Genomic DNA, 24,358 nt, shown 5'->3' with positions numbered 1-24,358 from the left:
TCCGGGCCCGTTGGGCATCGGTCGGCGGATTCTCCGTCCTCCAGGCGGAAGATCCGCCACTCGATGCAGGGGGCCTCGTCAAGACGCCCACGCTCCTCACTGCCGGACCGCGACCGCGGCGTCCCCCGCGCCCGTCCGAGCGCAGCTCAGCCCCGCCAGCGCGGCGACGACGTCGGCTGCGTCGATCGCCAGCAGCCGCGGGTCCGGCTCCGCGGCGTGCGGGTCGCCCGCGCCCTCGCCGCCGCGCAGCACGACGTGGCGCTCCAGCCCCGGCGGGCCCCACTGCTCCGGCGGCGTCGGGCCGAAGAGCGTGACGGTGGGCCGGCCCAAGGCGTAGGCGAGGTGGGCGACGCCCGTGTCGCCGGAGACGACGCGGCCCGCGGCGGCGACGACGCCGCCCAGGCCGAGCACGTCGGTGCGCCCGGCCAGGACGCGGCCGGGCGGCAGGCCGGCGAGCTGGGCGACCTCCTCGGCCAGCGGGCGCTCTGCGGCGCTGCCGGTGAGGACGGCCGGGCGGCCGGCGTCCTCCTCGGCGCGCGCGACGGCGGCCCAGCGCGTGGCGGGCCAGCGGCGCGCGGGCGACGCCGCGCCCGGGTGCACGACCGTCGCGCCGGGGGCGACCCGCGGCGGCATGGCGGGCGGCGCGCGCAGCAGCAGGTCGTCGGGGTCGGCCGCGATGGCGTGGTCGGCGAGCAGCGCGCACCACCGCTCGCGCTCGTGCAGCGCCGTCGGGTAGGGGCGCGCACCACCGACCCCGAAGGCGATGAGCCGCCGCGGCCGGGTGGCGGCCAGCGCCGCGGTCGACTGCGGGCCGGCGCCGTGGAGGTTGACCGCGACGTCGGCGCCGTGGACCGCCTCGGGCAGCACGTCGCCGACGGCGTGCACCCAGCGCACGTCCACGACCTCGTCGACCGCGCCGGTGAGGTGCGCCAGCGGCGCCAGCGGCGCCGGGCAGGCGAGCTGGCGGCGGTGGTCGGGGAACGCGCGGGCGATCCCGCGCAGCGCGGGCACGGCGGCCAGGAGGTCGCCGAGCCCGAGCGCGCGCAGGACGAGGACGCGGGGGCGGCCTACGGCGGCCACGAGCCGTCGGTCGCGGGCGCGACGACGAGCTCGCGGACCTCGACGCCCACCGGACTGCGCAGCGCGAACACCACGGTCGCGGCGACGTCCTCGGGCCGGTTGAGCTTCGCGTCGGGCGGCGGCTTGTACTGGTCGGGGCGGTCGTCGAAGAACGCCGTGTGCATCCCGCCGGGCACGAGGCACGTCACGCCGACCCGGCCCGCGGTCTCGGTCGCCAGCGCCCGGGTGAAGCCCACGACGCCGAACTTCGAGGCGCAGTACGCGGTCGCGTCGCTCACGGCGCTCAGGCCGAGCGTCGAGGCCACGGTCACCACGCGCCCGCCGGCCTCCTGCAGCGACGGCAGCGCCGCGCGCACGACGGCCGCGGTGCCCAGGAGGTTGATGAGCACGACGCGGTCCCACGTCGCGGGGTCCACCTCGTCGAGGCGCCCGCAGGCGTCGGTGCCCGCCGCCGTCACGACGCCCTTCAGCGGGCCGTGGTCGGCCACGACGGCGCGTACGGCGTCCTCCGCCGCGCGGGGGTCGGACAGGTCGACCTGGTGGAAGGCGATGCCCTCCGCCGGCGGCCGCAGGTCCAGCACGATCGGGGTCCCGCCGTTGAGCCGGACCGCGTTGGCGACGGCGGCTCCGAGGCCGGAGCTGCCGCCGGTGATCAGGACGTTGCCGAGGTCATCCGGCACGTCGCACCACCTCCTCGATGATGGTCGTCGTCGAGCGGCCCTCCACCAGCGGGACGGTCACCGCGCGGCCGCCCCAGCGGCGCAGCGCGGCCGTCTCGGGCAGCCGCTCGGGGTCGTAGTCGCCGCCCTTGACCCACACGTGCGGCTGCAGCCGCTCGAGCAGGGCCTCGGGCGTGTCCTCGTCGAACAGCGCGACGGCGTCGACGCACGCGAGCCCCTCCAGGACGGCGGCGCGGTCGGCCTCGCGGACGACCGGGCGCGCCGGGCCCTTGAGGCGGCGCACGCTCACGTCGCTGTTGAGGCAGACGACGAGGCAGTCGCCGTGCGCGCGCGCCCGCTCGAGCAAGGCGACGTGGCCGGCGTGCAGGATGTCGAAGCAGCCGCCCGCGGCGACCACGGTGCCGCCGGCGGCGCGCACGCGCGCGGCGAGCGCCTCGGCCGGGTCGGCGGCGACCGGCGCGCCCGGACGGAAGGTCCCGGCGCCGCCCGCGGCGACGAAGGCCGCGGCGCGGCGGACCGCGAGGACCACCGCGTCGCGCGCGCTCGCTCCGTCGGCCAGGGCACCGGCGGCGGCCGCCGCGAACCGGTCGCCGGCGCCGCACGGGTCGCCCGAGGCGGCGGGCGCGGGGACGTGCTCGGGGACGGCCGCGTCGCCGGCGGCGGCGAGCACCGCGCCGCGGGCGCCGAGCGTGACCGCGACGTGCTCGGCGCGCCACGCGCGGCAGAGCGCCGCCGCGCGGTCGCCGGGCTGCGCGGCGTCGCCGTCCGGGGCGAAGTGCGCCGCCTCCCCCGCGTTGGGCGTGGCGAGGGTCGCCCCCGGGACCGGCGCCGGGCCCTTGGGGTGCGGGTCCCAGACCACGGGCGCCCGCCGCGCGGCGGTGGCCAGCGCCGCCCGGACCGCCCCGTCGGCGGCGACGCCGCGACCGTAGTCGGCGACGAGGACCGCGTCGGCCCACTCCACGGCGGCGCGCGCGGCGGCGCCGAGGCCGGCGGGCCGGCCGTCCTCCCCGCCGTGGTCGAGGCGTACGAGCACCCGGCCGTCGGCGCGCACGCGCACCTTCTCGGGGGTCGAGCCGCGCAGGCCGAGGTCGACGAGCCGGACGCCGGCGGCGCCGACGAGGCGGCGGAGCTCCTCGCCGGCCCCGTCGTCGGCGATGCCGGTGACGAGCGTGACCTCGCGGCCGTCGGCCGCCGCGAGGGCGGCGGCGAGCGCGGCGCCGCCCGGGCGGGCCGTGCTGCAGGGGCGGTCGACGACGGGCGCGGGCGCGTCGGGCGCGAGGCGTTCGACGGCACCGTCGAGGTCGCGGTCCAGCAGCGCGTCACCGACGACGACGAGCGGCGCCGGGCTCACGCCAGGGCCTCCGTCGCCGTCCGGGCGGGGGCGCGCGTGAAGCGCTCGCGCTCGCCGACGCGGCGGTCGACCGCCGTGCAGATCAGGTGCACGGCGACGAGGTGGATCTCCTGGGCGGTCGGACCGGGCGCGTCCACGGCGAGGACCTCGTCGGCCGCCGCGGCCAGCGGGTTGGGCGCCGCGCCGGTCAGCGCCCACGTCGTCATCCCGCAGTCGCGAGCGGCGTCGACGGCGTGCAGGACGTTGGCGCTGGCGCCGCTCGTGCTCAGGGCGACGAGCACGTCGCCCGCGCGGCCGTGGGCGCGCACCTGGCGGGCGAACAGCTCGTCGCCGCCGTAGTCGTTGCCGATGGCGGTCAGCGAGCTCGTCTCCGCGCAGAGGGCGAGGGCGCTGAGCGGGCGGCGCTCCTCGCGGTAGCGGCCGACGAGCTCGGCGGTGAGGTGCTGGGCCTCCGCGGCGCTGCCGCCGTTGCCGCAGGCCAGCAGCCGTCCGCCGTCGAGCAGGACGTCCGCGAGCCGGCGACCCCACGCGTCGAGCTGGGCCCCACGGCCGCGCAGCGCGTGCAGCGCGTCGTGCAGCGCGTCGAGGTGGTCGGTCGAGGCGCGCGCGGCGCCGACGCCGATGCGCGGCGTCATGCCCGGACCCCCTGGTCGCGCAGGATCCGGCCTTCGCGCCCCTCCGCGCCGGCCAGCCGGGCGTAGGCGTCGACCGTCGCCGCGGCCACGCGGTCCCAGCCGTAGCGGGCGCGGGCGCGGCGGGCGCCGGCCTGGCCCATCGCCGCGCGGCGGTCGGGGTCGGCGGCCAGCGCGGCGAGGGCGCCGGCGATGGAGGCCGGGTCGCGCGGGGTGACGTGCAGGCCGGTGGCGCCGTGGACGACGGTGTCCTGCAGCCCGCCGACCGCGGAGGCCACGACGGGGACGCCGCAGGCCATCGCCTCGACGGCGACCATCCCGAACGGCTCGTACCACGGCGTGCACACCGCGACGTCGGCCGAGCGCAGCAGGCCGGGGACGTCCGGGCGCTCGACGCGTCCGAGCAGCCGGACGCGGTCGTCGACGCCGTGCTCCTGGGCGATCGCGAGCAGGCGGCGCGCCTCGACGTCCTCGCGCAGGCGGTGGGCGGGCGGGCCGCCGGCGACCACGAGCTCGGCGTCCGGGACACGGGCCAGCGCGGCGATGACGTTGCCGGTGCCCTTGCGCTCGACCATCCGGGTGAGGGCGACGACGCGCAGGCGGCCGTCGCCCGGGCGCTCCCAGGCCGGGCCGTCCGGGCGGAAGCGCTCGAGGTCGACGCCGCACGGCACGACGGTCATCCGCCGGCGGTCGGCGCCGAGGCGGACGAGCTCGAAGACCTCGTCCGAGCACGTGGCGACGACCTGGTCGACGTCGCGGGCGATGCCGCGCTCGAGGTCGATGCGCCCGGCCGGGCTCGTGTCGCGTTCGCCCTGGTGGCGGCGCTTGACGACGCCGAGCGCGTGGAACGTGTGCGCCACCGGGATGCCGAGGGCCGCCGCGGCGCGCAGCGCGGCGAGGGCGCTCATCCAGAAGTGCGAGTGGACGACGTCCGGGCGGTCGGCGGCCCAGCGACGCTCGAGCGCGTCGCCCATGGCGTCCATGTGCGGGAGCAGGTCGTCCTTGGGCAGCTCGGCGGCCGGGCCGGCGGTGACGTGCTCGACGACGACGCCGGGCGCCATCTCGACCCGGTCAGGGAGGCCGGGGTCGTCGCGGCGGGTGTGGACGACCACCTCGTGCCCGCGACGGGCGATGGCGGTCGCGAGCGCGGCGACGTGCACGTTCTGCCCGCCGGCGTCGACGCCCCCGAGGGCGGCGAGCGGGCTGGCGTGCTCGGAGACCATGGCGATCCTCATGCGGCGGCCACCTCCAGGTGCGGCGTGGGGGCGAGGGCCTCGACCGCGGCGACGACATGGGCGGCGCGGATGGGCTCGAGGCACGGATGTCCTGGGACGGGGCAGTCCTTGGCCCGGCAGCCGGCGCAGGGCACCGGCTCGTGCAGCAGGCGCTGGGCGACCCGGTGCGGACGCCAGCGCTCGGCCGGCACGGTCGGGGCGAAGAGGGAGACGACCGGGACGCCGACGGCGGCGGCGAGGTGCGCGGGGCCGGTGTTGCCGACGACGACGCAGGCGGCGCGCGCGAGCACGGCGGCGAGCGCCTCGAGGCTGAGCCGGCCGCCGAGGTCGAGGACCTCCGGGCGCGGCCGGCCGGCGACCTGGGCGGTCAGCGCGGTCTCGTCGGGGCCGCCGGTCACGACGACGTGGCGGTCGGCGGCGACGAGCGCCTCGACGGCCTCGGCGTTGCGCTGCGGGCTCCACGCGCGGGCGGGCACCGAGGCGCCCGGGTGGACCACGACGTAGCGGTCGGGCAGCTCGGCCGGCGCGAGCGCGGGGTCGTAGCGGACCGCCAGGCGGTCGTCGTCGCCGGGCGCGGGGGTGAAGCCGCAGGCGGCGGCGGTCGACAGCGCGCGCTGGGCCTCGTGCAGCCCGTCGGGCAGGCCGCGGTGGCGGACGTCGAGCAGCGAGCCGGGGTAGTCCTCGCTCAGCGCGCCGACGTGCGGGACGCCGGCCATGCGCAGCAGCAGGGCGGTGGGCAGCGCGCTCTGGTGGAAGGAGGTGAGCACGACGGCCGCGTCGAGCTGCAGAGCGGCGAGCTCGTCGACCAGCGCGTCGACGCTCTCCCGCGTGGCGGCGGGCGGGGTCGCGTCGATCCACGGGCACGGCCACTCGACGACCCGGTCGACCCCGGGCAGCAGCTCGGCCGCCGCCCGGCCCCGCGGCCCGCAGAGCACCGTCACCTCGTCGGCGTGGTGGGCGACCGCGCGCACCGCCGGCCCCGCGAGCAGCACGTCACCGGCGCTGTCGAGCCGGGCCACCAGCGCCCTCACGCGACCACCTCCGCCCTCGTGAACCGCTCGTCCCGGCGCACGGTGCCAGGCACCGTGCGTGCACGCACGGTGCTCGGCACCGTGCGCGGGTCCTCGCCGTTCCAGGACAGGATCCGGTCGACCGCGGCACCGAGGGTCCGGCAGACCGTGTCGGCGTCGCGGACCTCCTCGAGGCGGGTGACCGGGGTGGGGACGAGGATGCCGCGGGCACCCGCGGCGCGGGCCGCCTCGACGTCGGCGCCGATGTCGCCGACGACGACGCAGTCCTCCGGCCGCACGCCGAGCTCGCGCGCGGCCTGGACGACCATGCCGGGCGCGGGCTTGCGGCAGGCGCAGCCGTCGCCCGGGCCGTGGGGGCAGTGCAGCAGCACGCCGAAGGGCCCGAGCTCCGCCGCCACGCGCGCCTGGACCCCGTCGACCTCGTCGGTCGTGAGCAGTCCGCGCGCGATCCCGCTCTGGTTGGAGACGACGCCGAGCGGCAGGCCGGCGACGCGCAGCCGGTCCAGCGCCTCGCGCGCGCCGGCGATCGGCGCGACCGCGTCCGGGTCGCCGTTGTAGGGGACGTCGTGGACGAGCGTGCCGTCGCGGTCCAGCAGGACGGCCTTGACCGGCCGCGTCGCCCGCCGCCGGGCGCGGCGCAGCGGCAGCGCCTTGACGCTCCCGATCGCGAAGTGCGCGACCGCCACCGGCGGCATCGGCACCGACGTCGCGACCATCCGCGCGACCTCCCGCGGCGTCCGCGGCCCCGGCGCGATCCGCGCCCAGCACAGCTCCGCCGTCCCGAGGGCCCAGACGGCCGCAGCGCCGTGGAAGGTGCCAGGCACCTTGCATGCGCGTGCATGCAAGGTGCCTGGCACCTTGCACGCGACGGCGACGGCGCCGGCCGCGGTGACGAGCGCGTGGCGGCGGCGACGACCCGGGGGCACGTCGGCGAGCGTGCGCCACGAGGGGCCGTGCTTGGCCGCCATCCGCGGGTCGTCGGCGTTGCCGCGCTGCAGCGTCAACGACGACGTCCACGGCGCCGAGCCGACGGGGTGGCGGACGCGCCGGGTGCCGCGCACGAGCTCCCACCCGGCCTGCCTGACGCGCAGCGCGAGGTCCGCGTCCTCGCGGTACGCGCGCGGGAAGCCCTCGTCGAAGCCGCCGACCGCCTCGAGCGCGAGCCGGCGGTAGGCCATGTCGGCCGTCGCCCACGCCGCCGTCTCGAGCCCCTCGACGTGGCGCTCGCGGTCGGTCGGGCGGCGGGCGAGGGCCAGCGGCACGCTGATGGCGCCCTGCACGCCCCCGACCTGCGGACCGGCGCCGACCAGGTCGTCGGCCAGCCGGTCGGCCCAGTCGACGTCCACCTCGACGTCGTCGTCGACGAACGCCACCCACGCGCGCGAGCACGCGCGCCAGCCGGCGTTGCGGGCCGCCGCCGGCCCGCGGCCGCCCGAGCGCACCACGCGCACCCGGCCCGCCAGCGCCGCCGGCACGGGCGTGCCGTCCAGCAGGGGCGCGACCTCGCCACGCCGGTCGTCAGCCAGCACGACGTCGCCGCCGCCGGGCGGCCCGGCCGCACGGGCCAGCGCCTCCAGGCACCGGGCGAGCGCCGCGCCGCGGACGGTCGGGACGACGACGTCCACGGAGGCGGTGGCCTGGCTCACGCCGCGACCTCCGTCAGCGCGCGCGAGAAGCGCTGCGCGCCGTCGTCGCGCCGGCCCAGCGCCGCGCGACGCACCAGGTAGGGCCCGAGGACGAGCAGGTCGACCGGCGACGAGCCGAAGCACTCCAGCGCGTCGCGCGGGTCGTCGACCATCGGCCGGCCCGCCGTGTTCAGCGACGTGTTGACGACGACCGGCACCCCCGTGCGCCGTTCGAAGGCCGCGATCGTCGCGTGCACGAGCGGCTCCTCCTCGCGGTCCACCGTCTGCACCCGTGCGGTGCCGTCGACGTGGGTCACGGTCTGGATGCGCTCGCGCCACGCCTCCTTGACGCGGTGCACGAAGAGCATGTGCGGCGAGGGCAGCGGCCCGCCCTCGAAGACCTCCGCGGCCCGCTCGGCGAGCACCATCGGCGCCACGGGGCGGAACTGCTCGCGGCCCTTGACGTCGTTGAGGCGCTCGAGGTTCTCGCGTCGGCGCGGGTCGGCCATCAGCGAGCGGTGGCCCAGCGCGCGGGGGCCGAACTCGCTGCGTCCCTGGAACCAGGCGACGACGCCGTCGGCCGCCAGGACCTCCGCCACCGCCTCGGGCAGGTCGGTCGGCTCCTCGTACGGGATCGCCGCGACGTCGAGCGCCGCCCGCAGCTGGTCGTCGCTGAAGCCGCGGCCCAGCGCCGCCGTCGGCATCGGCGCGACGCGGTCGCCGAGCCTGTGGGCGACGTGCATCGCCGCGCCCAGCGCGGTGCCCGCGTCGCCCGACGCCGGCTGCGCCCAGACGTGCTCGAACGGCGACTCCTCGAACAGCCGCGAGTTGGCCACGCAGTTGAGCGCGACGCCGCCGGCGAGCGTCAGCGCCGCCTCGCCGGTCTCGGCGTGCAGCCACGCCGCGAGCTCGAGCAGGACCTCCTCGAGCACGGCCTGCACCGAGCAGGCCAGGTCGGCGTGGTCGGGCGTGAACTCGGCGCCCGGCGCGAGCGGGGCCACGTAGCGCGAGAAGTCGGGCGGCGGCGCCGAGAACCCGCCGTGGCCGTCGGCGAAGACCTCCTCGCGCAGCTCCTCGAGGAAGCGCGGGCGCCCGTAGGACGCCATCGCCATGACCTTGTACTCGTCCGAGGAGCGGTGGAAGCCGAGGTGGACGGTGAGCTCCTCGTAGAGCAGGCCCAGGGAGTGCGGCAGGCGCTGGCAGGCCAGCGGGCGCAGCTCGTCGCCCGTCCAGTGGCCGGCGAGGTGCGACGCGCGCTCCCCCCGGCCGTCGACGACGAGCACGGCGCTCGACGCGTGGGGCGCGGCCATGCACGCCGACGCGGCGTGGGCGACGTGGTGGCCGACGTGGACGACCTGGTCGGGATCCAACCCCGGCAGCGCGGTGGCGAGGAAGCGCGGGGCGCGCTGGGCGTAGAGCGTGCGCAGCCCCTCCCACGCGTCCTCGGTCAGGTCGCCGGTGACGGGCCGCGCGAGCGCCGGGTCGTAGGAGTAGGCGATGGCGTCGAGGTCGCTCGCCGCGAGGCCCGCCTGCTCGAGGCAGAAGGCGATGGACTGCTCGGGCAGCTCCCACGCGCTGAACGGGACCGGGCGCTTGCCGTGCTTGCGCCGCGAGAAGCGCTCCTCCTCGGCCGCGGCGACGGTGACACCGTCGACGACGAGGGCGGCGGAGGGGTCGTGGAAGATCGCGTTGACACCCAGGACTCGCATGCTGGGGGCCGCCGGTACCCACGCCCTGGACCCCGAACCTCTTGAACCGGAGAAGTGTCGGGAAGCGGCGCGGCGATGCGCTCAGCCGTCCTCGCGCGCCGCCAGCAGGCGGTGCGTGAACGGTCCCGACGTCAGCCCGTGGACGGCGATCGAGACCAGCACCGTCGCCACCGCGGTCCACCACAGCAGCTCCGCCTCGGCGGGGGCGAACGCCCCGCTGGCCAGCGCCGTCGCGGCGTAGAACAACGTGCCCAGTCCCCGCACGCCGAACCACGCGACGTACGCCCGCTCCCCGGGCGTGCCGGGCGCGCCGAGCAGGCTGAGCCAGCCGAGCACCGGGCGCACCACGACGACCGCCACGAGGGCGAGGGCCCAGCCCTCCCACCCCGGGACGTCGATGACCGCCGAGGTCACCGAGGTCGCCACGACGAGCAGCACGACGATCTCCAGCAGCCGCTCGATGCGCTGGGCGCCCTCGTCGACCTCGCCGTGGGTCGCGTGGCCCGCCTCGCGCCGGCGGAACGCCATCCCGCCGACGAACGCCGAGAGGAAGCCGTAGCCGCCGACGACCTCGCCGAGCCCGTAGGCCATCAGCCCGAGCCCGGCGATGAGCAGGCCGTCGTACATCGACGACAGCGCCTCGCGATCGCGCACGCGGGGGATGAGCGACCCGGCGAGCGCGCCGACCACCACGCCCGCGAGCAGCCCGAGCACGATGCGCGCCACGAGGTCGATCCCGATCCACGCGCCCCAGTCGCCGGGCAGGCGGTCCTCCGCGACGAGCAGGCCGAGCACGACGAACGGCGCCGCGAGCCCGTCGTTGAGCGACGCCTCCGAGACCACGGCGAACTCCGCCTCGGGCTCCTCCTCCCCGGGCCGTGTCTCGCCGACGTCGCCGGCGAGGACGGGGTCCGTCGGCGCGAGCGCGGCACCGAGCACGATCGCCGCCCCGAGCGAGAGGTCGAGCGCGAGCCCGCCGAGCAGCGCCAGCACGGCGATGCTGGCCGGCATCGTCACCAGCAGGAGGCGGGTCGTCGGGCGCCAGCGGTGGAAGTGCAGCGCCCGGTCCACCCGCACGCCGTTGGCGAACAGCGCCACGACGATCGCCACCTCGGTGAGGTGCAGGATCGCGTCGGGCGACCCGACCGGATCCAGCCACGGGACGTCGAGCCAGCCGATGACCACCGCGGCGACCAGGCCCGCCGCCACGTAGAGCAGCGACGCCGACCACGCGCGGCCGTGCTGGTGGGTGAGGGCGGCGACCGCGGCGACGAGGAACAGCCCGAGGACGAGCCAGCCGACGGCGACCGTGGTGCCCGGGGACAGACCGGGGTCGAGGGCGAGCGGCACGCTCCGGCGCAGCTACCCCGCTGCCCACCAGCGCGAACGGCGGCGGCCGCGCCCGGCGCGGGCGAGGTGCGACAGGACGCCGGCGCGCCCCGCTCGGCCACGCGGTGCGCGAAGTGCGACACGGGCGCATGGGCCGCCCGCGGCCGGGTACCTCCGCCGTCGCCCAGCCCGACGTCCCGGAGCGCACGCATGCCGCCGCAGCCCCCCATGCAGGACCCCGCACCCTCCCCGGCCGCCGTCACCGCGGCCCGCGCCCGGCTGGCCGCCGCGGGCACCGCCCGTGCGAGCCGCGCCTCCACGCAGAACGCCCTGCGCGCCCGCCGCGCGCAGATGGCCCTCGTCGCCGCCGAGATCCGCGGCCTCAGCGGCCGCCCCCGCCGCCTGGCCTAGCCGGACACCGCCTGTCGCGCCGCCGCCCGGCGTCCGTCACCATGGACGTGTGGGCGGGGGCGCCAGGGGGATCATCGCCGTGCTCGCGACGGCGCTGGCCGTCGCGCTGCTGCCCGCCGCCGCGGGCGCCCACGGTCCCGCCACGGCGGTCCACCACGCCGACGACCCGTACTTCGGCTTCACGCCCGAGCAGGCGCGCGGCATGGAGGCCGAGCCGCTGCCCCACGCCCCCGCACCCGGGCCGTGGCGCGCGAAGACCGCCCCGCCCGCCGTCGTCCCGGCCACGACGTGGTGCGGCACCGAGCGCACGACCGACGACGTCGAGCACGCCCGCACCACCCTGCCGGGCTACAAGGTCCTCTACGTCCACGCGGCCGACAAGCCGAGCCGGCTGACGACCTACGCCCAGCGCATCCAGCGCAGCGTCGTCCGCGTCTCGACGAAGTTCGACGACGACCCCGTGCGTCCGCTCGGCGTGCGGTTCGACTTCGGCACGGACTGCGGGCCGCAGTACGTGGACGTCATGACCGTCCGGCTGCCGCGGGCGGCCGCCGCCTACGACACGGGCAACGCGGACGCGGACCTCGAGCTGCTCTACGACGACGTCGTCGCGGCCGTCCGCGCCACGGGCGGCCTGGACGCCGAGGGCCTGTGGGACTTCCTGGTCTACGCGGACGTCGACAACGGCCTCTACGGCCAGGCGCGGTGGTTCGACAGCTTCGACGCCAGCGGCCCGGACGCCGCGGCGCACCCGACGGCGGGCCCGGACGGCATGGCGGTGCTGTGGGCCAAGGCCTTCACCGGCTCGATCCAGGAGGGCTACACGGCCTTCGCCGCCACGCACGAGGTCACCCACACCCTGGGGGCCGTCCAGCGCGACGCGCCCTTCGCGACCCTGGGCCACCACTGCCGGGTCGTGACGTCGATCATGTGCTACGACGACGGCACGCTCGGCGGCCAGCCGCTCGTCACGCGCTGCAACGTCGCGCCGGCGGTCCCGAACACGGTCGTGCAGTTCGACGCCATCCCGCTGGACTGCGAGCGCTCGATCTTCTTCCACGCGCGCAGCGACGACGTCTCGGGCTACCTCGCCGACCACCACAACGTCGCGCGCTCGGTCGCCGTCTGCGAGGCCGCGACCTGCATGGCCTCGACGATCCGCCCCCGCGCGGCCGCCGCCGTCGCCGACGGTCCGCGCGTCGCCGGCTCGCCCGTGCGCTTCGACGCGTCGGGCTCGACCGACCGCGACGGCGAGCTGCGCCGCTTCCACTGGGACCTGGGGGGCGACGGCACCGTCGACCGCACGACCGACGGGCCGGTGCTCGAGCTGGCGCCGGCGCGGTCGGGCAGCTTCGGCGGCGGCCGCGTGACCGTGGAGGACGACTCCGGGCTCACCGCCACCGCCTCCTTCCCCGCCGTCCAGGTCGCCGGCCGCCCGCCGGCGGTCGCGCTCGCGGCTCCCGCGCCACAGCCCTCCGGCCGCCAGGTCGTGCTCGACGCGTCGGGCACCGTCGACCCCGACGACGGCGGGCGCGTCGTCCGCTACCGCTTCACCCTCGGCGACGGCTCGGTCGTCGAGTCGGCCGCGCCGCGCGCGACCTGGACGCCCGAGCGTCCGGGGCGCTTCCGCGTCGCGGTGCTCGCCACCGACGACGAAGGCCTCACCGCCCAGGCCACCGCCGAGCTCGAGGTCCTCAACCGCGCGCCGACGGTCCGTGCCTCCGCCGACGCCTCGCGCGTCGGCCCGGGCTCCACGGTCACCCTCCGCGCGGTCGCGGACGACCCCGACGGCACGGTCCGCGAGGTCGCGTGGGACCTCGACGGCAACGGGTCCTTCGAGACCGCCGGCGCCGAGGTCGCCCGCCGGCTTCCGGCGACCGGCCGCAAGACCTTCCGCGTGCGCGCGACCGACGACCAGGGCGCCACCGCGCAGGCCAGCGTCGCCGTCGTGGTGGCGGCCGGCGCGAAGGTCGTGCGCCCCAGCGCGCTGCGCTCCGTCACCCGCACGCGCGCGGGACGGCTGACGGTCCGCGTGGCCTGCGCGAGCCCGAGCGCGGCGTGCCGGCTGCGCGTGACGGCCGGCGGGGCGCGCCGCGACGTCGCGGTCCGCAAGGCGCAGGTGCGCTCGGTCACGCTCACGCTCCCGCGCGCCGTGCGCCGCAAGCCCGTCCGGGTGGAGGTGCGCGTGCGGTCCTCCAAGCGGCTGCTGGCCGCCAAGCGCGTCGCCGCGCCCCGCGCCTGACCTGCGACGGACAGGGGTGGGCCGGACCACCCCTTGGGGGGCTTCACCGGGCCGGTGGACGCGAGCACCATGCGCTCACAGGGCAGGGGCAGGACGAGGGTCGCAAGACCTCGGCGCGAGAGGAGGTCCAGGGCAGAGTGATCGCCCTCGCGCCTGACGGACGAGCGGCGACGCACCGGGATGGGGCCTGGGTGCGCCGCCGCTCGCTCCGCGTGCTCCACCGGGCCTCGGGCGTCACGCTGAGGGACCCGGCAGCGGAGGTGGGGTCCGCTGCCGCGGGGCGTCGTCCGAGTGCCCGGTGCCGCGCGGCTAGCGGTAGCCGTGCGCCTCGAGGGCGCGGCGGGCCTCGCGCAGCTCGCGCTCGGCGCGGTCCAGGCGCCGGCCGGCGTCCGCGCCGCCGCGAGCGGCCTCGCGCAGGGCTGCCGCCGTCGCCTCGAGCGCGCTGGCCAGGCGCCGCACGGCGGTCCCGGCCGGGCGCGGCAGCTGCACCGCCCGCACGGCGCGGGCAGCGCGGTCGCGGCGGGCGGCCAGCCGGCGTGCGGCGGCGGCCCGGGCGGCCGCATCGCGCCCCGCCAGGGCGCTGCGGTCGGCGCGGCGACCGGTGGCCACGCGCAGGGCGCTGCTCAGCCGGCGGGCGGCGTCCGGGTCCGCGCCCAGCGCGAGGAAGCGGCGCCCGGCGGGCGCGCGCAGGGCGGCGGCGAGCTGGCGGCAGGCCGACGACGCCGTGCCCTCGTCGGGCGCGCGGCACGAGGCGGCCACGAGCCCCCGGTCGCTGCCGCGCACGACGACCGACGCGGCGCCGGCGCCGTCGCTGGCCAGCGGCCCGGCGACCTCGACCGCGGCGAGGCCGCCGATCTCCAGCACCCGCGCGCGGCCGCCGCCCAGCAGGGCGCGCTCGGCGTCGGCGCTCAGGGGCTGGCGCGCGCCCGTGCCGGGTGCCGGGGCCAGGCGTCCGACCGTCGCCACGACGCGCCGGCCGCGCACCAGCGTCTCGCCCGACCAGCGAGCGGTCATGTCGAGGCCGGGCAGCTGCCCCGCGCCGGCCGGCGCGCCGCGCCAGCCCTCGAGGGCGACCTCCGCCGCGCCGGACTGCGCCCGCAGGACCGACGTCGCCGGCAGCTCCTCGTCGCCGCCCGCCACGAGCAGGCCGCCCCCGACGCCGGCCCCGAGGCCGACGACGACCGCGGCGCCGACGAGCAGCGCCCGGCGCCGCACGCCGCCGGCGGCGCCGTCGGTCCTCGTCCCGTCGGCGTCGCCCGGACCCGCGGGCGCCGGCGCGCGCTGCACCAGCGTCGAGAGGCTCCCCACGCCGGCGGGGAGGATCGTCGTGCGCTCCCCCCCGGCGTCGGCGCCGTCGCCCGGGTCGAGCACCACGCCGTCGAGCGCCGCCGACAGCGCCTCGGCGAAGGCCGTGCAGGTCGGCGGGCGCGCCGCGGGGTCCTTGGCCAGCGCGTGGGCCATCGCGGCGTCGACCGCCCGCGGCAGCTCGGGCACCATCGCCGACGGCGCCGGCGGCTCCTGCTCCATGTGCGCCCACAGCAGGCCGGCGTCGGAGTCGGCCTTGAACGGCGGGCGCCCGCAGAGCAGGTGGAAGAGCGTGCACGCCAGCGAGTAGCGGTCCGAGGCGGGCGTCGCCGGCTGGCCGCTGATGACCTCCGGCGCGACGTAGGCCAGCGTCCCGACGAGGTCGCCGCCGTCGGTCAGTGTCGTCGCCGCCGCCCCGCGGGCGACCCCGAAGTCGGTGAGGTAGACGTGGCCCGCGTCGTGGACCTCGTCGAGCGGCAGCAGGACGTTGGCCGGCTTGACGTCGCGGTGGACCAGGCCGCGTGCGTGGGCGACGTCGAGCGCGCTGGCGAGCTGCAGGGCGACCTGGCCGACGCGCTCGGGCTCCAGCGGGCCCGACACTGCGAGCACCTCGCGCAGGTCGGGCCCGTCGAGGTAGCGCATCGCGAGGAACGGCAGGCCGTGGTGCTCGCCCACCTCGTGCACGGGCACGATGTTCGGGTGCTCGATCGCCGCCGCCGAGCGCGCCTCGCGCAGGAAGCGCTCGCGGAACTCGGCGTCCTGCGCGATCGCCGCCGCGACGACCTTGAGCGCGACGACCCGGTCGAGCCGCGGGTCGCGCGCCCGGTAGACGGTCCCCATCCCCCCGCGACCGACGACGCCCTCGATGACGTAGCCGGCCACCTTCGCGCCGGGGAGCAGGTCCCCGGAGAGCAGGGGGAGGTCGCTCATGGACCTCCGGGCGCGGTGGCGTCCGTGCGCGTGGCCGACGGCGCCGCCGTCGACTGGGTGCTGCTCTCCGTGCCCTTCTTGGCCTTCGGCTTGGTGCTCTTCTTCTTCGCGGGCGCCTTGGACGGGCAGGTGACCTTGCGCAGCGACGCGTCCTTGGCCAGGCACCGCGCGGCGCCGAAGGAGATCCGCTGGCTGCGGTTGAGCGACAGCGTCCCGACGACCTCGCGGCCGATCGTGCCCTTCTTGCGCACCCGCACGACGATCTGGCCGCCCGGCGGGATCTGCACGCCGCCGTTGCCCAGGTCGACCTTCAGCGAGCGGCCCTTGATGCCGCTGCGGCGCACGAGCCGGTTGCGCGCGCACAGCCGGCAGACCACGTCGACCCGGCTGCCCGGGGTGAGGTCGAGGATCTGCAGCGTCGGCCCGATCGCCAGGGCGAACTGGTAGTCGCGGAAGGAGACGATCCGCACCCGGGTGCGCACCCGCGGCACCGCGAGCGCCTTCTCCGAGGACTTCGAACGGACCTTCTCGCTCGACGCGCTGCGCACCGTGATGCTCTCGCGGTTGCTGTCCGTCGCGGTCACGAGGACCTGCAGCGCGGCGTTCAGGTCCTTCGACGACGGCGTGTAGACGCGCCCGACCGCGCCGCTGACCGGCAGGCAGCCGCTCGTCGTGCAGCGCAGCCACTGGTAGGCGAAGCGCACGTCGGCGCCCTCCCACGAGCCGGGCTCAGCCGTCAGCCGCCCGCCCGGGACGGCGGTGCCGCCGACCGACGGCTGGGAGACGTTGCGCAGCGCGAGCGCCGAGATGCGGCCCGTCGCCGCCTGCGCGGTGCGCGTGTGGCCGCGCGGCCCGACCGCCGTGACGACGAGCACGAGGTAGCGCCCGCCGTCCTCGCGGTCGACGACCAGCGACGGGCGCTGCTGGCCCGGCAGGTCCACGCAGTCGGTCCCGTCGCGCCGGCCGCACGAGCGCCACTGGTAGCCCAGCGCGACGGCGTTGCGCCAGGTCCCGCCCGTCGCGCGGACCGTCCCGCCGACGCGCTCGTCGCCGCCCACCTGCAGCCCCTCGACGAGCAGCGGGACGAAGGCCGGCACCGTGCCGGTGAGCGAGGAGACCTGGGTGGTCGAGCCGCCGGCGTCGCTGGCGATCTCGCGGACGCGCAGCTGGAGGTCCTGGTCGGCCTCCTGCACGACGTAGGACGGCCCCGCGGCCCCGGGGATCTCGACGCAGGCGCCGTTCTGACAGCGCTCCCAGCGGAACTCGCGACTGGGGTCCTGACCGGCGGCGTAGGTCCCGCGGGCGACCTGGAGCGTCGAGCCCACCTCCGGCGTGCCGACCACCGACGGCGCGCCCGTCGCGACCGGCGCCGACGTGTCGACCACGACGTCGGACTCGCTGGCGGCGACCCGCCCCGAGGCGTCGGCGACCTCCACGCGCACGCGGTGCGGCCCATCGCTGAGCACGCCGGGCCGCGAGAGCGTCAGCGTCGCGCTCGCGGGGCAGGGCGAGATCCGCTGCGCGCAGGTCACCGACTCGGTGTCGACCTCGATGCCGTCGACGAGCAGGCGTGCCGAGCGCACCCCGGACGTGCCGTCGGCGGCGTTGGCCGTCACGGTGAGCGCACCGCCCGGTGCCGTCGCGCTGAACGAGACGTTCGGCGTGTCCGGGTCGTCGAGCGTGAGCTCCACGGACCACACGGTCGCGTCGAGGCTCGGGCAGTTCACCGAGCACGTGACGTCGTAGCGCAGGCCCCGCGTGCCGATCGGCAGGCTCGTCAGGAGCTGGCCGTCGCCGGGCGTGACGGTGGCGTAGGAGGACGAGCCGGAGCTCGTCGTCAGCGTCGTGTCGCCGCCCGGGCGGACCGCGACGACGGCGACCGAGCCGCCGCCCGTCGTGTGGTGCCAGAGGCGCGCGGAGGTGATCGTCGCCGCGCCCGGGGCCGTGAGGACGAGGCTCTTCGTCCCGGTCGCCGCCGCCCCGTGGACCTCGATGCCGGCGCCGCCCGCCGCGCAGTCACGGGTGACCGCGAAGGCCGGTTGTCCGGCCTCCGTGAAGTCGTCCGCGAACCCTGTCGCGGAGGAGCTCTGACGGCACAGCTGGACCTGGTACGTGTCCGCGCTGGCAGATGGCGGACCGATGAGTGCCCCGACTGCGCATGCCAGAAGGACCCCCCAGCCCTTGCGCATGGCCAGATGATCGCACGCCTGCGACACCCGTGACGACTATCCTCCCGAGACCGTGTCCGCACGCGCCACGTCCCGGATGCTGCTCTCCGCGTTCGTCGCGGCGGTCCTCGCCGGTCTCGGGATCGGCCTGCTCGCGGCGGGATCCTCCGATGGCGACGCGGCTCCCGCCGCCAAGCGCGCCACCGCGGCGGCGGCCACCGACGGCAAGCTCGCGGTCGCCGACCTGCCGGAGACGCCGGAGCTGCGACTGGGGACTTCCCCGGCCGCCCCGGTGGTCCGCACCGGCGCGGGGCCCGTCGCCGGCCAGGTGACCCCCGGCCAGAGCGTCCAGCCCGAGCAGGAGCAGGCTCAGCCCCAGACCCAGTCGCCGGCCGCGCCCTCGGGGCCGCAGGTCGACGTGACCGACGAGGTCGTCGAGAGCCCCTGATGGACGCGCGGCCGCAGACGCTGCGGCAGCGCACCCCGGCCGAGCTCAAGCGTCTGGTCGAGCTCGACCGGGCCGGCGACCCCTACCTCGTGCACCGCGACCCGAGCGGCCGGCAGCTCGAGACCGTCCTCCTCCGCGACCGGCTGAGCATCGGCCGCGACCCCGCGTGCGACGTCGCGCTGCCCTGGGACGCCGGCGTCTCGCGCCTGCACGCCGAGCTCGAGCGCGTCGCCGCCTCCTGGGTGCTCGTGGACGACGGCCTGTCGCGCAACGGCACCTGGGTCGGCGAGACCCGGGTGGCCGGCCGGCGCCGGCTCGACGACCAGGACGTCGTGCGCGTGGGCAGCACGCTGCTGCTCTTCCGTGCCCCCGCGCTGCCGGGCGCCGTGGAGGCGACGGCGGTCGAGGCGCCCGCCGCGCCGGCACCCGAGCTCAGCCCGGCCCAGCGCCGGGTGCTGGTGGCGCTCTGCCGCCCGTTCGCCGGCGGCGGTGCCCACGCGCTGCCCGCGACCAACCGCGCGATCGCCGCGGAGCTCGTGCTCTCCGAGGAGGCGGTCAAGACGCACCTGCGCACGCTCTTCCAGAAGTTCGACGTCGGCGACCTGCCCCAGAACGCCAAGCGGGCGCGGGTGGTCGAGCTGGCGCTGCGCTCCGGCGCGGTGACGCCGGGCGACCTCGGCCGCTAGTGCAGGCGTTCCATCGCGAGCGCGATGGCGTTGAGCACGGCGGCGGCGTTCGTGCGCAGCTCGGCCGGGAGCGCGGCGAAGAGCTCGGCCCGGCGGTCGCGCATCGCCCGGCGCTTGGCCTGGGCCAGCGCGCGACCCTGCTCGGTCAGGACGACGCGGACGACCCGCCGGTCGTCCGCGGCCCGGATGCGCTCGACGATGCCGCGGTGCTCGAGCCCGTCGATCATCCGCGTCGCACTCGGGGCGCTCACGCCGGCCGCCTGCGCCAGCGCGGAGACCGACAGCGGTTGCTCGTCGAGCACGAGCGGCTCGAGCAGGTGGTACTGCGAGAAGCTCAGCTCGGGCACCTCGGGCGCCCGGTTGGCGCGGCCGCGGGCGCGGCGCTGGGCCCGGACGAACGCGTCGACGGCCTCGGCGAAGGCCGTGGCCTCGGGCTCGGGCGTGTCGCGCGTGGTCGCAGCCATGAGGCAGGGCAGAAGATAGCGCGCCTACGGGTCTGTGCCACGCCGCCGCAGGGCGTGCAGCTCGACCTCGTCCCCGCCCGGGGCGGCCGTCGTGGCGCGCCGCCACCGGCGCCGGAGCATCGGCCACAGCTCGGCCGCCCCGGCGCGTCCGGGGTCCGCGACGAGCGCCTCGCCGTCGGGCGCCACCAGGAGCGGCAGCGCGCGGGCCAGGTCCTCGGCGTTGTCGCGCCGGTAGAGCACGTCGGCCGCCACCAGGAGGTCGAACGGGTCGTGGCGGTGGTGCTCGGCGAGGTCGGGCCAGCGGGCGACCGCGACCTCCGCCGTCTGCTCGTTGAGGGCGATCGTGTGCGCCGCGAAGGCGGCGGCGCACGGATCCGCGTCCGTGGCGAGCACCGTCGCGCCCTGGCGCGCGGCGACCGCGGAGGCGATGCCCAGCCCGCAGCCGAGCTCCAGCACGCGCTTGCCGCGCAGGTCGCGGCCGGCCAGCTCGTGCGCGAGGGCCAAGCCGCTCGGCCACGGCGCCGCCCAGTACGGCGCCTCCCACCCGAGCTCGGCGACCTCCTCGCGCAGCGCCGGCCAGTCGTCGGGCTTCACGGCGACGACGGCGCCGCCGGGGACCTCCACCTTGCGCAGCTCGAGCTCGAGCAGCGTGCGCGGGATGGGCGCCATCGGCCCGCGCAGCTCGCGCAGGCGCTCCACGAGCGACTCGCGCAGGGCGTCCAGCGAGCGGGACGGGGTCGCGAGCGGCGCCATCGGCCCGCAGGCTGCCCGCCGGGGCCGGACCCCAGCCGCACCCCCGCGCCATCATGGCCGCGTGCCGACCGTCCAGCGCTCCGCCGGCCTGCTCCTGCACCGCCGTGCCGCCGACGGCACGCGGGAGGTCCTGCTCGGGCACATGGGCGGGCCGTTCTGGGCGCGCAAGGACGACGGCGCCTGGTCGATCCCCAAGGGCGGCGGCGAGCCCGGCGAGGACGACGAGGCCACCGCGCGCCGCGAGTTCCAGGAGGAGCTCGGCCTGCCCGTGCCCGACGGCGAGCTCGTCGCGCTCGGCGAGGTGCGCCAGTCCTCGGGCAAGCGCGTCACGGCCTTCGCCCTCGAGGCCGACCTCGACGTCTCGACGATCACGCCGGGGACGTTCGAGATGGAGTGGCCTCCGCGCTCGGGCCGCCTGCAGGCGTTCCCCGAGATGGACCGCGCGGCGTGGATGGACCTCGACGTCGCGCGGCGGCGGATCGTCAAGGGGCAGGCGCCGTTGCTGGACCGGCTGCTCGAGCAGACGGCCGCGACGCCGGGCGCCGGCGGCTAGCGCCGCGCGGAGGTGCGCCGGTGCGCGGCGGTCTCCGCCTCGGCCAGCACGGCCGACAGGGCGGCCCGCGCCCGTGGCGGGACCGAGGCGAAGCGCACGCCCGAGCGCCCGGCCTGCTCGCGGACGACCTCGCCGCGCAGCGCGAACCGTCCGTGCCCGCCGGGCAGCGTGATCAGGAGCTCGACGTGGCGCGGCAGGCCGATGCAGGCGAGGAGGGCCCCGTCGTCGGAGAGGTCGACGCAGTGGGTCGTCGTCGCCTCGCCGTGCTCGTCGAGCGGGCGGACCGTGACGCCGAGCGGCAGGCGCAGGCGCCGGCTGGCACGGCGGTCGCACGCGGGGTGGCTGGGCGGCGAGGCGGGCTGCAGGACGGCGGCCGGGACGTTCATCTCACGCTCGGTCTTCGGCACAAGGTCCGCGGGCTCTGAGCATCTGGTGCGTGCCCCACCCCCAAGGGGAAGGTGGAGGGCGTCCAGTGGTCCATCTGCGACCGTTCGTCGCACGGCCGTCGGATGAACGGCAGTCACCTGTACGTTGCCGTTCCGACGCCTAGGAGTGCCCTCCTGACGCCCCGGCCCGCCCCGCCGGGGCGTCGCGTCTGCCCTCAGGTCGCCGCGAGCAGGCGCGGCGCGACCTGCTTCTTGCGGCTCATGACGCCCGGCAGGTCCAGGACGTCGTCGACGGCCCGGGTGTCGAAGGCGCGCTCGGCCGCCGCCACGTCACCGGCCACCACGAGCCGGGTGCCCTTGCCCACCACGTCGGTGACCATGAGGGCGAAGATCCGGTGGGCGTCGCGCTCGCAGCGGTCGCGCACCGCCTGCAGCAGCTCCTCGTCGCGGTCGGCGAGGCCGTCGCCGACGACCTCGACCTGCGCGATGGCCAGCGTCTGGCCGCCCGGCAGCTCGTAGCTCTTCGCGTCGCGCTGCACGAGCTCGTCGGCGGTGTAGCGCGTCAGGTCGGAGGACGCCTTGAACATCGCGCTGCCGAACTCGACGGGGTCGAGGCCGAGCAGGTCGCCCAGGTCCTCGGCCATGACGCGGTCGCGGTCGGTGGTCGTCGGCGAGTTGAGGATCACCGTGTCGGACAGCAGCGCGGCGAGGAGCATGGTCGCCGTCTCGCGCGTCGGCTCGACGCCGTGGCTGCGGAAGCGCTCGGCCACGAGCGTGCTCGTCGAGCCCACCGGGTCGAAGGTCGCCGTCACCGGGAGCTTGGTCTCGATCGAGCCGATGTGGTGGTGGTCGAGGATCTCGACGATCTCGGCGTGCTCGATGCCCTGGACGGCCTGCGCCTGCTCGGCGTGGTCCACGAGGATCACGCGGCGCGGGCGCGGACGCACGAGCTCGGCGCGGGTGACGAGGCCGATCGGCCGCCGGTCGCCGTCGACCACCACGGCGCCGCGGTAGGAGACGTCCTTGACCTCCTCCTGCACGTCGCTGATGAGGTCGTCGGGCCGGGCGGTCAGCGGGTCGCGGTCCAGCAGCGCCTTGCACGGCGTGGACAGCGTGACCATGCGGCCCGCGACGTAGGAGTCCAGCGACGTGCGGATGACCGCGGTGTGGTGCTCCTCGGCCGCCTCGAGCAGCCCCTCGCAGGGCTCGGCGTCGTTGGAGAGGATGAGCAGCGCGACCTCGGTCTCCACCGCGCGCAGCTGCGCGTCGGGCCGGTCGCCCACGACCGCCACGTCGCCCTCGGCGACGTCGCGCAGCAGCGAGGAGACGTCCATCGCCAGGACCCAGACGCGGCCGGCGGCGCGGTGGTCCTCGGGGGCGTAGAGGACCTCGCCGGCGACGCCCTCGACGATCTCGTCGACCTTCGTCGGCGACTGCAGCCGCGAGGCCTCGCGCGACTCGCGCACGTAGCGGCGGGCCAGGCGCTCCTCGGTCAGGACGCCGAGCAGGACGCCGTCGTCGTCGACGACGGGCAGGAGCTCGAGGCCCTCGGAGACCATGAGCTGGCCCGCGTCGCGCACCGACTCCTCGTGGGAGACCGACGGGAAGCTCGAGCGCATGACGTCCTCCACGCGCAGCAGGACGTGCTCGAGCAGCATCGGCAGCTCGGCGCCGCTGCGGTCCAGGGCCCACGACGTCTGCGGGTTGAGCTCGCCCAGGCGGCAGGCGACGTACTCGCAGGAGTCGTCGATCGCGCCCTTGAGCTCGGCGTAGCCGATCGCTGCCGCGATGGAGTCCGTGTCCGGGTTGCGGTGACCGACGACGTGCACGCGCGGCTTGTCGCTCTCGCGGGGCACGGCCGTCTCCTCAGGTGCGGGCAGCTGCGTGGTCAAGACGGGCAGCGTAGGAAATGCGGCGCCCGGGGGTCGTCCTCGTCGCCCCCGTAGCCTGCCCGGCGTGGGCACGCTCCCCACCCCCGACGTCTGGCGCAGCTGGCCCGACGGCATGCTGCAGGCGCTGCTGGCCAGCGTCGTCGACGCCGTGTACGTCGTGGATCCCGACGGGCGCGTGCTCTTCGCCAACCCCGCCGCGGTGCTGACGCTGGGCTACGACGACGCGGGCGAGCTGCTCGGCCGCCTCAGCCACCCGACGATCCACTACAAGCGCCCCGACGGCACGCCGTTCCCCGACGAGGAGTGCCCGCTGCTGCGCCCGCGGGCCACCGGCGAGGCGGTGCAGGTCGAGCAGGACTGGTTCGTGCGCCGCGACGGCTCGATGGTCCCCGTCGCCTACTCCTCCTCGCCGCTGCAGATGGCCGAGGGCCGCGGCGCGGTCGTCGTCTTCCGCGACATCTCCGAGCGCCTGGAGGCCGAGGAGGCCCGGCTGCGCGAGGGCATCGCCCGCTCGTTGGCCGAGGAGCTCGAGGCCTCCCGGGCGCGCATCGTCGCCGCGGCCGACGCCGAGCGCCGCCGCATCGGCCGCGACCTCCACGACGGCGCCCAGCAGCGCCTCGTGCACCTGCTCATGCTCCTGCAGGGCGCGACGGCGCGGGTCGGCGAGGACGACGAGGCCGTCCGCGACGCCCTCGGCGAGGCCGCGGGCCACGCCCGCGAGGCCGTGCAGGAGCTGCGCGAGCTCGTCGCCGGCATCCATCCCGCGATCCTCACCAACCGCGGGCTCGGCGCGGCCGTCGAGGCCCTCACCGCCCGCTCGCCCCTGCCCGTGGCCATCGACGTCCCGGACCGCCGCTGGCCCGCCCCGGTGGAGGTGAGCGCCTACTTCGTCGTGGCCGAGGCGCTCACGAACGCGGCCAAGCACGCCGCGCAGGCGGGCGCCTCGCGCGCGTGGGTGCGCGCGTCGGACTGCGACGGTCGCCTGCTCGTCGAGGTGGGCGACGACGGCCCCGGCGGCGCGGCGGTGGGCGCGGGGAGCGGGCTGACCGGCCTGGCGGACCGCGTGGCGGTGCTGGGCGGGACGCTGGAGGTGGTCTCGCCGGTGGGCGGCGGGACGGTGGTGCGGGCGGGGTTGCCGGTGGAGGGCGGGGCGTGAGGGCGTGCCGCTCGGGCTCGGGCTCGGGCTCGTGCCGTCGCGGCCTGGCACGTAGGGAGAGGGAGAGCGAAGCCGCCACCGGGTTCGCGGGGCGGATCCGAGCCCGATGACGCCTCGTGCATGTCCTGCATGCACGAGGCGTCAACCAGGCCGACCTCGGCTCCCGCGGCGGTCCGCTCGCACGCCGGTCCGGGCTCTGGCCGTCGCTGGTTCACACGGAGGAAGAGGACGGCGAAGCCGCCACCGGGTTCGCGGGGCGGATCCGAACGCCGACGCGCCCGCGCCGGGGAGG

General features: G+C 77.5%; 21 protein-coding genes. 6 read left to right on the top strand and 15 right to left on the bottom strand.

The genetic code is table 11. The features are described from left to right. Positions 1 to 96: 96 nt before the first annotated feature. The 9 genes from JUB12_RS17960 to JUB12_RS17920 all read right to left on the bottom strand — a co-directional run bounded on the left by JUB12_RS17960 (position 97) and on the right by JUB12_RS17920 (position 10,693). Positions 97 to 1,080 (bottom strand): glycosyltransferase family 9 protein, encoded by a 984-nt coding sequence (locus JUB12_RS17960; RefSeq protein WP_205696808.1) that lies wholly within the window; start codon positions 1,078 to 1,080, stop codon positions 97 to 99. Next, complete coding sequence (locus tag JUB12_RS17955; protein WP_205696807.1) at positions 1,068 to 1,760, bottom strand: SDR family oxidoreductase; 693 nt, start codon at positions 1,758 to 1,760, stop codon at positions 1,068 to 1,070. The genes JUB12_RS17960 and JUB12_RS17955 overlap by 13 nt, the downstream gene beginning before the upstream one ends. After that, entirely contained in the window at positions 1,750 to 3,111 is a 1,362-nt protein-coding gene (gene rfaE2, locus JUB12_RS17950; protein WP_205696806.1) for a D-glycero-beta-D-manno-heptose 1-phosphate adenylyltransferase, read from the bottom strand. Before rfaE2 ends, JUB12_RS17955 begins: the two co-directional genes overlap by 11 nt. Then, positions 3,108 to 3,746 carry an SIS domain-containing protein gene (locus JUB12_RS17945; RefSeq protein WP_205696805.1) on the bottom strand — a complete coding sequence of 213 codons (639 nt, stop codon included), beginning with the start codon at positions 3,744 to 3,746 and terminating at the stop codon, positions 3,108 to 3,110. Before JUB12_RS17945 ends, rfaE2 begins: the two co-directional genes overlap by 4 nt. Next, positions 3,743 to 4,978: a glycosyltransferase gene (locus tag JUB12_RS17940; protein ID WP_205696804.1), complete on the bottom strand. Its 1,236-nt coding sequence runs from the start codon at positions 4,976 to 4,978 to the stop codon at positions 3,743 to 3,745. The genes JUB12_RS17945 and JUB12_RS17940 overlap by 4 nt, the downstream gene beginning before the upstream one ends. Then, complete coding sequence (locus JUB12_RS17935; protein ID WP_205696803.1) at positions 4,975 to 6,009, bottom strand: glycosyltransferase family 9 protein; 1,035 nt, start codon at positions 6,007 to 6,009, stop codon at positions 4,975 to 4,977. Before JUB12_RS17935 ends, JUB12_RS17940 begins: the two co-directional genes overlap by 4 nt. Continuing rightward, on the bottom strand, positions 6,006 to 7,655 hold the full coding sequence (locus JUB12_RS17930; RefSeq protein WP_205696802.1) for an HAD-IIIA family hydrolase: 1,650 nt from the start codon (positions 7,653 to 7,655) through the stop codon (positions 6,006 to 6,008). The genes JUB12_RS17935 and JUB12_RS17930 overlap by 4 nt, the downstream gene beginning before the upstream one ends. Next, positions 7,652 to 9,343, bottom strand: a complete 1,692-nt coding sequence (locus JUB12_RS17925) for a carbamoyltransferase C-terminal domain-containing protein (RefSeq protein WP_205696801.1) — start codon at positions 9,341 to 9,343, stop codon at positions 7,652 to 7,654. Before JUB12_RS17925 ends, JUB12_RS17930 begins: the two co-directional genes overlap by 4 nt. Before the next feature lie 81 nt (positions 9,344 to 9,424). After that, the gene (locus tag JUB12_RS17920) at positions 9,425 to 10,693 is read right to left on the bottom strand and encodes a cation:proton antiporter (RefSeq protein WP_205696800.1); all 1,269 of its coding nucleotides are present in this window, start codon (positions 10,691 to 10,693) and stop codon (positions 9,425 to 9,427) included. Positions 10,694 to 10,882: 189 nt separating this feature from the next. On the opposite strand from JUB12_RS17920, the gene JUB12_RS17915 reads away from it, so the two are divergent. Together JUB12_RS17915 and JUB12_RS17910 are read left to right on the top strand one after the other, a co-directional pair. Continuing rightward, entirely contained in the window at positions 10,883 to 11,083 is a 201-nt protein-coding gene (locus JUB12_RS17915) for a hypothetical protein (protein WP_205696799.1), read from the top strand. A gap of 49 nt (positions 11,084 to 11,132) precedes the next feature. Next, a complete protein-coding gene (locus JUB12_RS17910; protein ID WP_205696798.1) occupies positions 11,133 to 13,325 on the top strand; it encodes a PKD domain-containing protein in 2,193 nt (730 codons plus the stop codon). Positions 13,326 to 13,634: 309 nt separating this feature from the next. Here JUB12_RS17910 and JUB12_RS17905 read toward each other — a convergent pair whose 3' ends face one another. Beyond that, the gene (locus tag JUB12_RS17905; RefSeq protein ID WP_205696797.1) at positions 13,635 to 15,560 is read right to left on the bottom strand and encodes a serine/threonine-protein kinase; all 1,926 of its coding nucleotides are present in this window, start codon (positions 15,558 to 15,560) and stop codon (positions 13,635 to 13,637) included. Then, a complete protein-coding gene (locus JUB12_RS17900) occupies positions 15,557 to 17,749 on the bottom strand; it encodes a hypothetical protein (protein ID WP_205696796.1) in 2,193 nt (730 codons plus the stop codon). Before JUB12_RS17900 ends, JUB12_RS17905 begins: the two co-directional genes overlap by 4 nt. 52 nt (positions 17,750 to 17,801) lie before the next feature. Here JUB12_RS17900 and JUB12_RS17895 point away from each other — a divergent pair, with 52 nt between their 5' ends. Together JUB12_RS17895 and JUB12_RS17890 are read left to right on the top strand one after the other, a co-directional pair. Next, positions 17,802 to 18,176 (top strand): hypothetical protein, encoded by a 375-nt coding sequence (locus tag JUB12_RS17895; protein ID WP_205696795.1) that lies wholly within the window; start codon positions 17,802 to 17,804, stop codon positions 18,174 to 18,176. Beyond that, the gene (locus JUB12_RS17890; protein WP_205696794.1) at positions 18,176 to 18,862 is read left to right on the top strand and encodes an FHA domain-containing protein; all 687 of its coding nucleotides are present in this window, start codon (positions 18,176 to 18,178) and stop codon (positions 18,860 to 18,862) included. Before JUB12_RS17895 ends, JUB12_RS17890 begins: the two co-directional genes overlap by 1 nt. Here the strand turns inward: JUB12_RS17890 and JUB12_RS17885 are convergent. Next, positions 18,859 to 19,326 (bottom strand): MarR family transcriptional regulator, encoded by a 468-nt coding sequence (locus JUB12_RS17885; protein ID WP_205696793.1) that lies wholly within the window; start codon positions 19,324 to 19,326, stop codon positions 18,859 to 18,861. The genes JUB12_RS17890 and JUB12_RS17885 overlap by 4 nt on opposite strands. A 24-nt stretch (positions 19,327 to 19,350) precedes the next feature. After that, positions 19,351 to 20,079 carry a methyltransferase gene (locus JUB12_RS17880; protein ID WP_205696792.1) on the bottom strand — a complete coding sequence of 243 codons (729 nt, stop codon included), beginning with the start codon at positions 20,077 to 20,079 and terminating at the stop codon, positions 19,351 to 19,353. A 61-nt stretch (positions 20,080 to 20,140) separates the two neighbouring features. Here JUB12_RS17880 and JUB12_RS17875 point away from each other — a divergent pair, with 61 nt between their 5' ends. Next, positions 20,141 to 20,632, top strand: a complete 492-nt coding sequence (locus tag JUB12_RS17875) for an NUDIX domain-containing protein (RefSeq protein ID WP_205696791.1) — start codon at positions 20,141 to 20,143, stop codon at positions 20,630 to 20,632. Here the strand turns inward: JUB12_RS17875 and JUB12_RS17870 are convergent. After that, positions 20,629 to 21,018, bottom strand: coding sequence for a PilZ domain-containing protein (locus JUB12_RS17870; protein WP_205696790.1), 390 nt, complete (start codon positions 21,016 to 21,018; stop codon positions 20,629 to 20,631). The two genes, JUB12_RS17875 and JUB12_RS17870, sit on opposite strands and share 4 nt — an antisense overlap. 215 nt (positions 21,019 to 21,233) lie before the next feature. Continuing rightward, on the bottom strand, positions 21,234 to 22,910 hold the full coding sequence (locus JUB12_RS17865; RefSeq protein WP_205696789.1) for a putative manganese-dependent inorganic diphosphatase: 1,677 nt from the start codon (positions 22,908 to 22,910) through the stop codon (positions 21,234 to 21,236). A 64-nt stretch (positions 22,911 to 22,974) separates the two neighbouring features. On the opposite strand from JUB12_RS17865, the gene JUB12_RS17860 reads away from it, so the two are divergent. Continuing rightward, positions 22,975 to 24,066: a histidine kinase gene (locus JUB12_RS17860; RefSeq protein WP_241004311.1), complete on the top strand. Its 1,092-nt coding sequence runs from the start codon at positions 22,975 to 22,977 to the stop codon at positions 24,064 to 24,066. The last annotated feature ends 292 nt before the right edge of the window (positions 24,067 to 24,358 follow it).

This window comes from Conexibacter sp. SYSU D00693 (assembly GCF_017084525.1).
Classification (GTDB): Bacteria; Actinomycetota; Thermoleophilia; order Solirubrobacterales; family Solirubrobacteraceae; genus Baekduia.
This window is presented reverse-complemented; position numbering and strand designations above follow the sequence as displayed.

Bases quoted from the DNA above. Each gene is read 5' to 3' on its own strand.
- JUB12_RS17915 (WP_205696799.1), top strand. From the start codon at position 10,883: ATGCCGCCGCAGCCCCCCATGCAGGACCCCGCACCCTCCCCGGCCGCC.
- JUB12_RS17870 (WP_205696790.1), bottom strand. From the start codon at position 21,018: ATGAACGTCCCGGCCGCCGTCCTGCAGCCCGCCTCGCCGCCCAGCCAC.
- JUB12_RS17890 (WP_205696794.1), top strand. From the start codon at position 18,176: ATGGACGCGCGGCCGCAGACGCTGCGGCAGCGCACCCCGGCCGAGCTC.
- JUB12_RS17945 (WP_205696805.1), bottom strand. From the start codon at position 3,746: ATGACGCCGCGCATCGGCGTCGGCGCCGCGCGCGCCTCGACCGACCAC.
- JUB12_RS17905 (WP_205696797.1), bottom strand. From the start codon at position 15,560: ATGAGCGACCTCCCCCTGCTCTCCGGGGACCTGCTCCCCGGCGCGAAG.
- JUB12_RS17940 (WP_205696804.1), bottom strand. From the start codon at position 4,978: ATGAGGATCGCCATGGTCTCCGAGCACGCCAGCCCGCTCGCCGCCCTC.
- JUB12_RS17925 (WP_205696801.1), bottom strand. From the start codon at position 9,343: ATGCGAGTCCTGGGTGTCAACGCGATCTTCCACGACCCCTCCGCCGCC.
- JUB12_RS17880 (WP_205696792.1), bottom strand. From the start codon at position 20,079: ATGGCGCCGCTCGCGACCCCGTCCCGCTCGCTGGACGCCCTGCGCGAG.
- JUB12_RS17900 (WP_205696796.1), bottom strand. From the start codon at position 17,749: ATGCGCAAGGGCTGGGGGGTCCTTCTGGCATGCGCAGTCGGGGCACTC.
- JUB12_RS17885 (WP_205696793.1), bottom strand. From the start codon at position 19,326: ATGGCTGCGACCACGCGCGACACGCCCGAGCCCGAGGCCACGGCCTTC.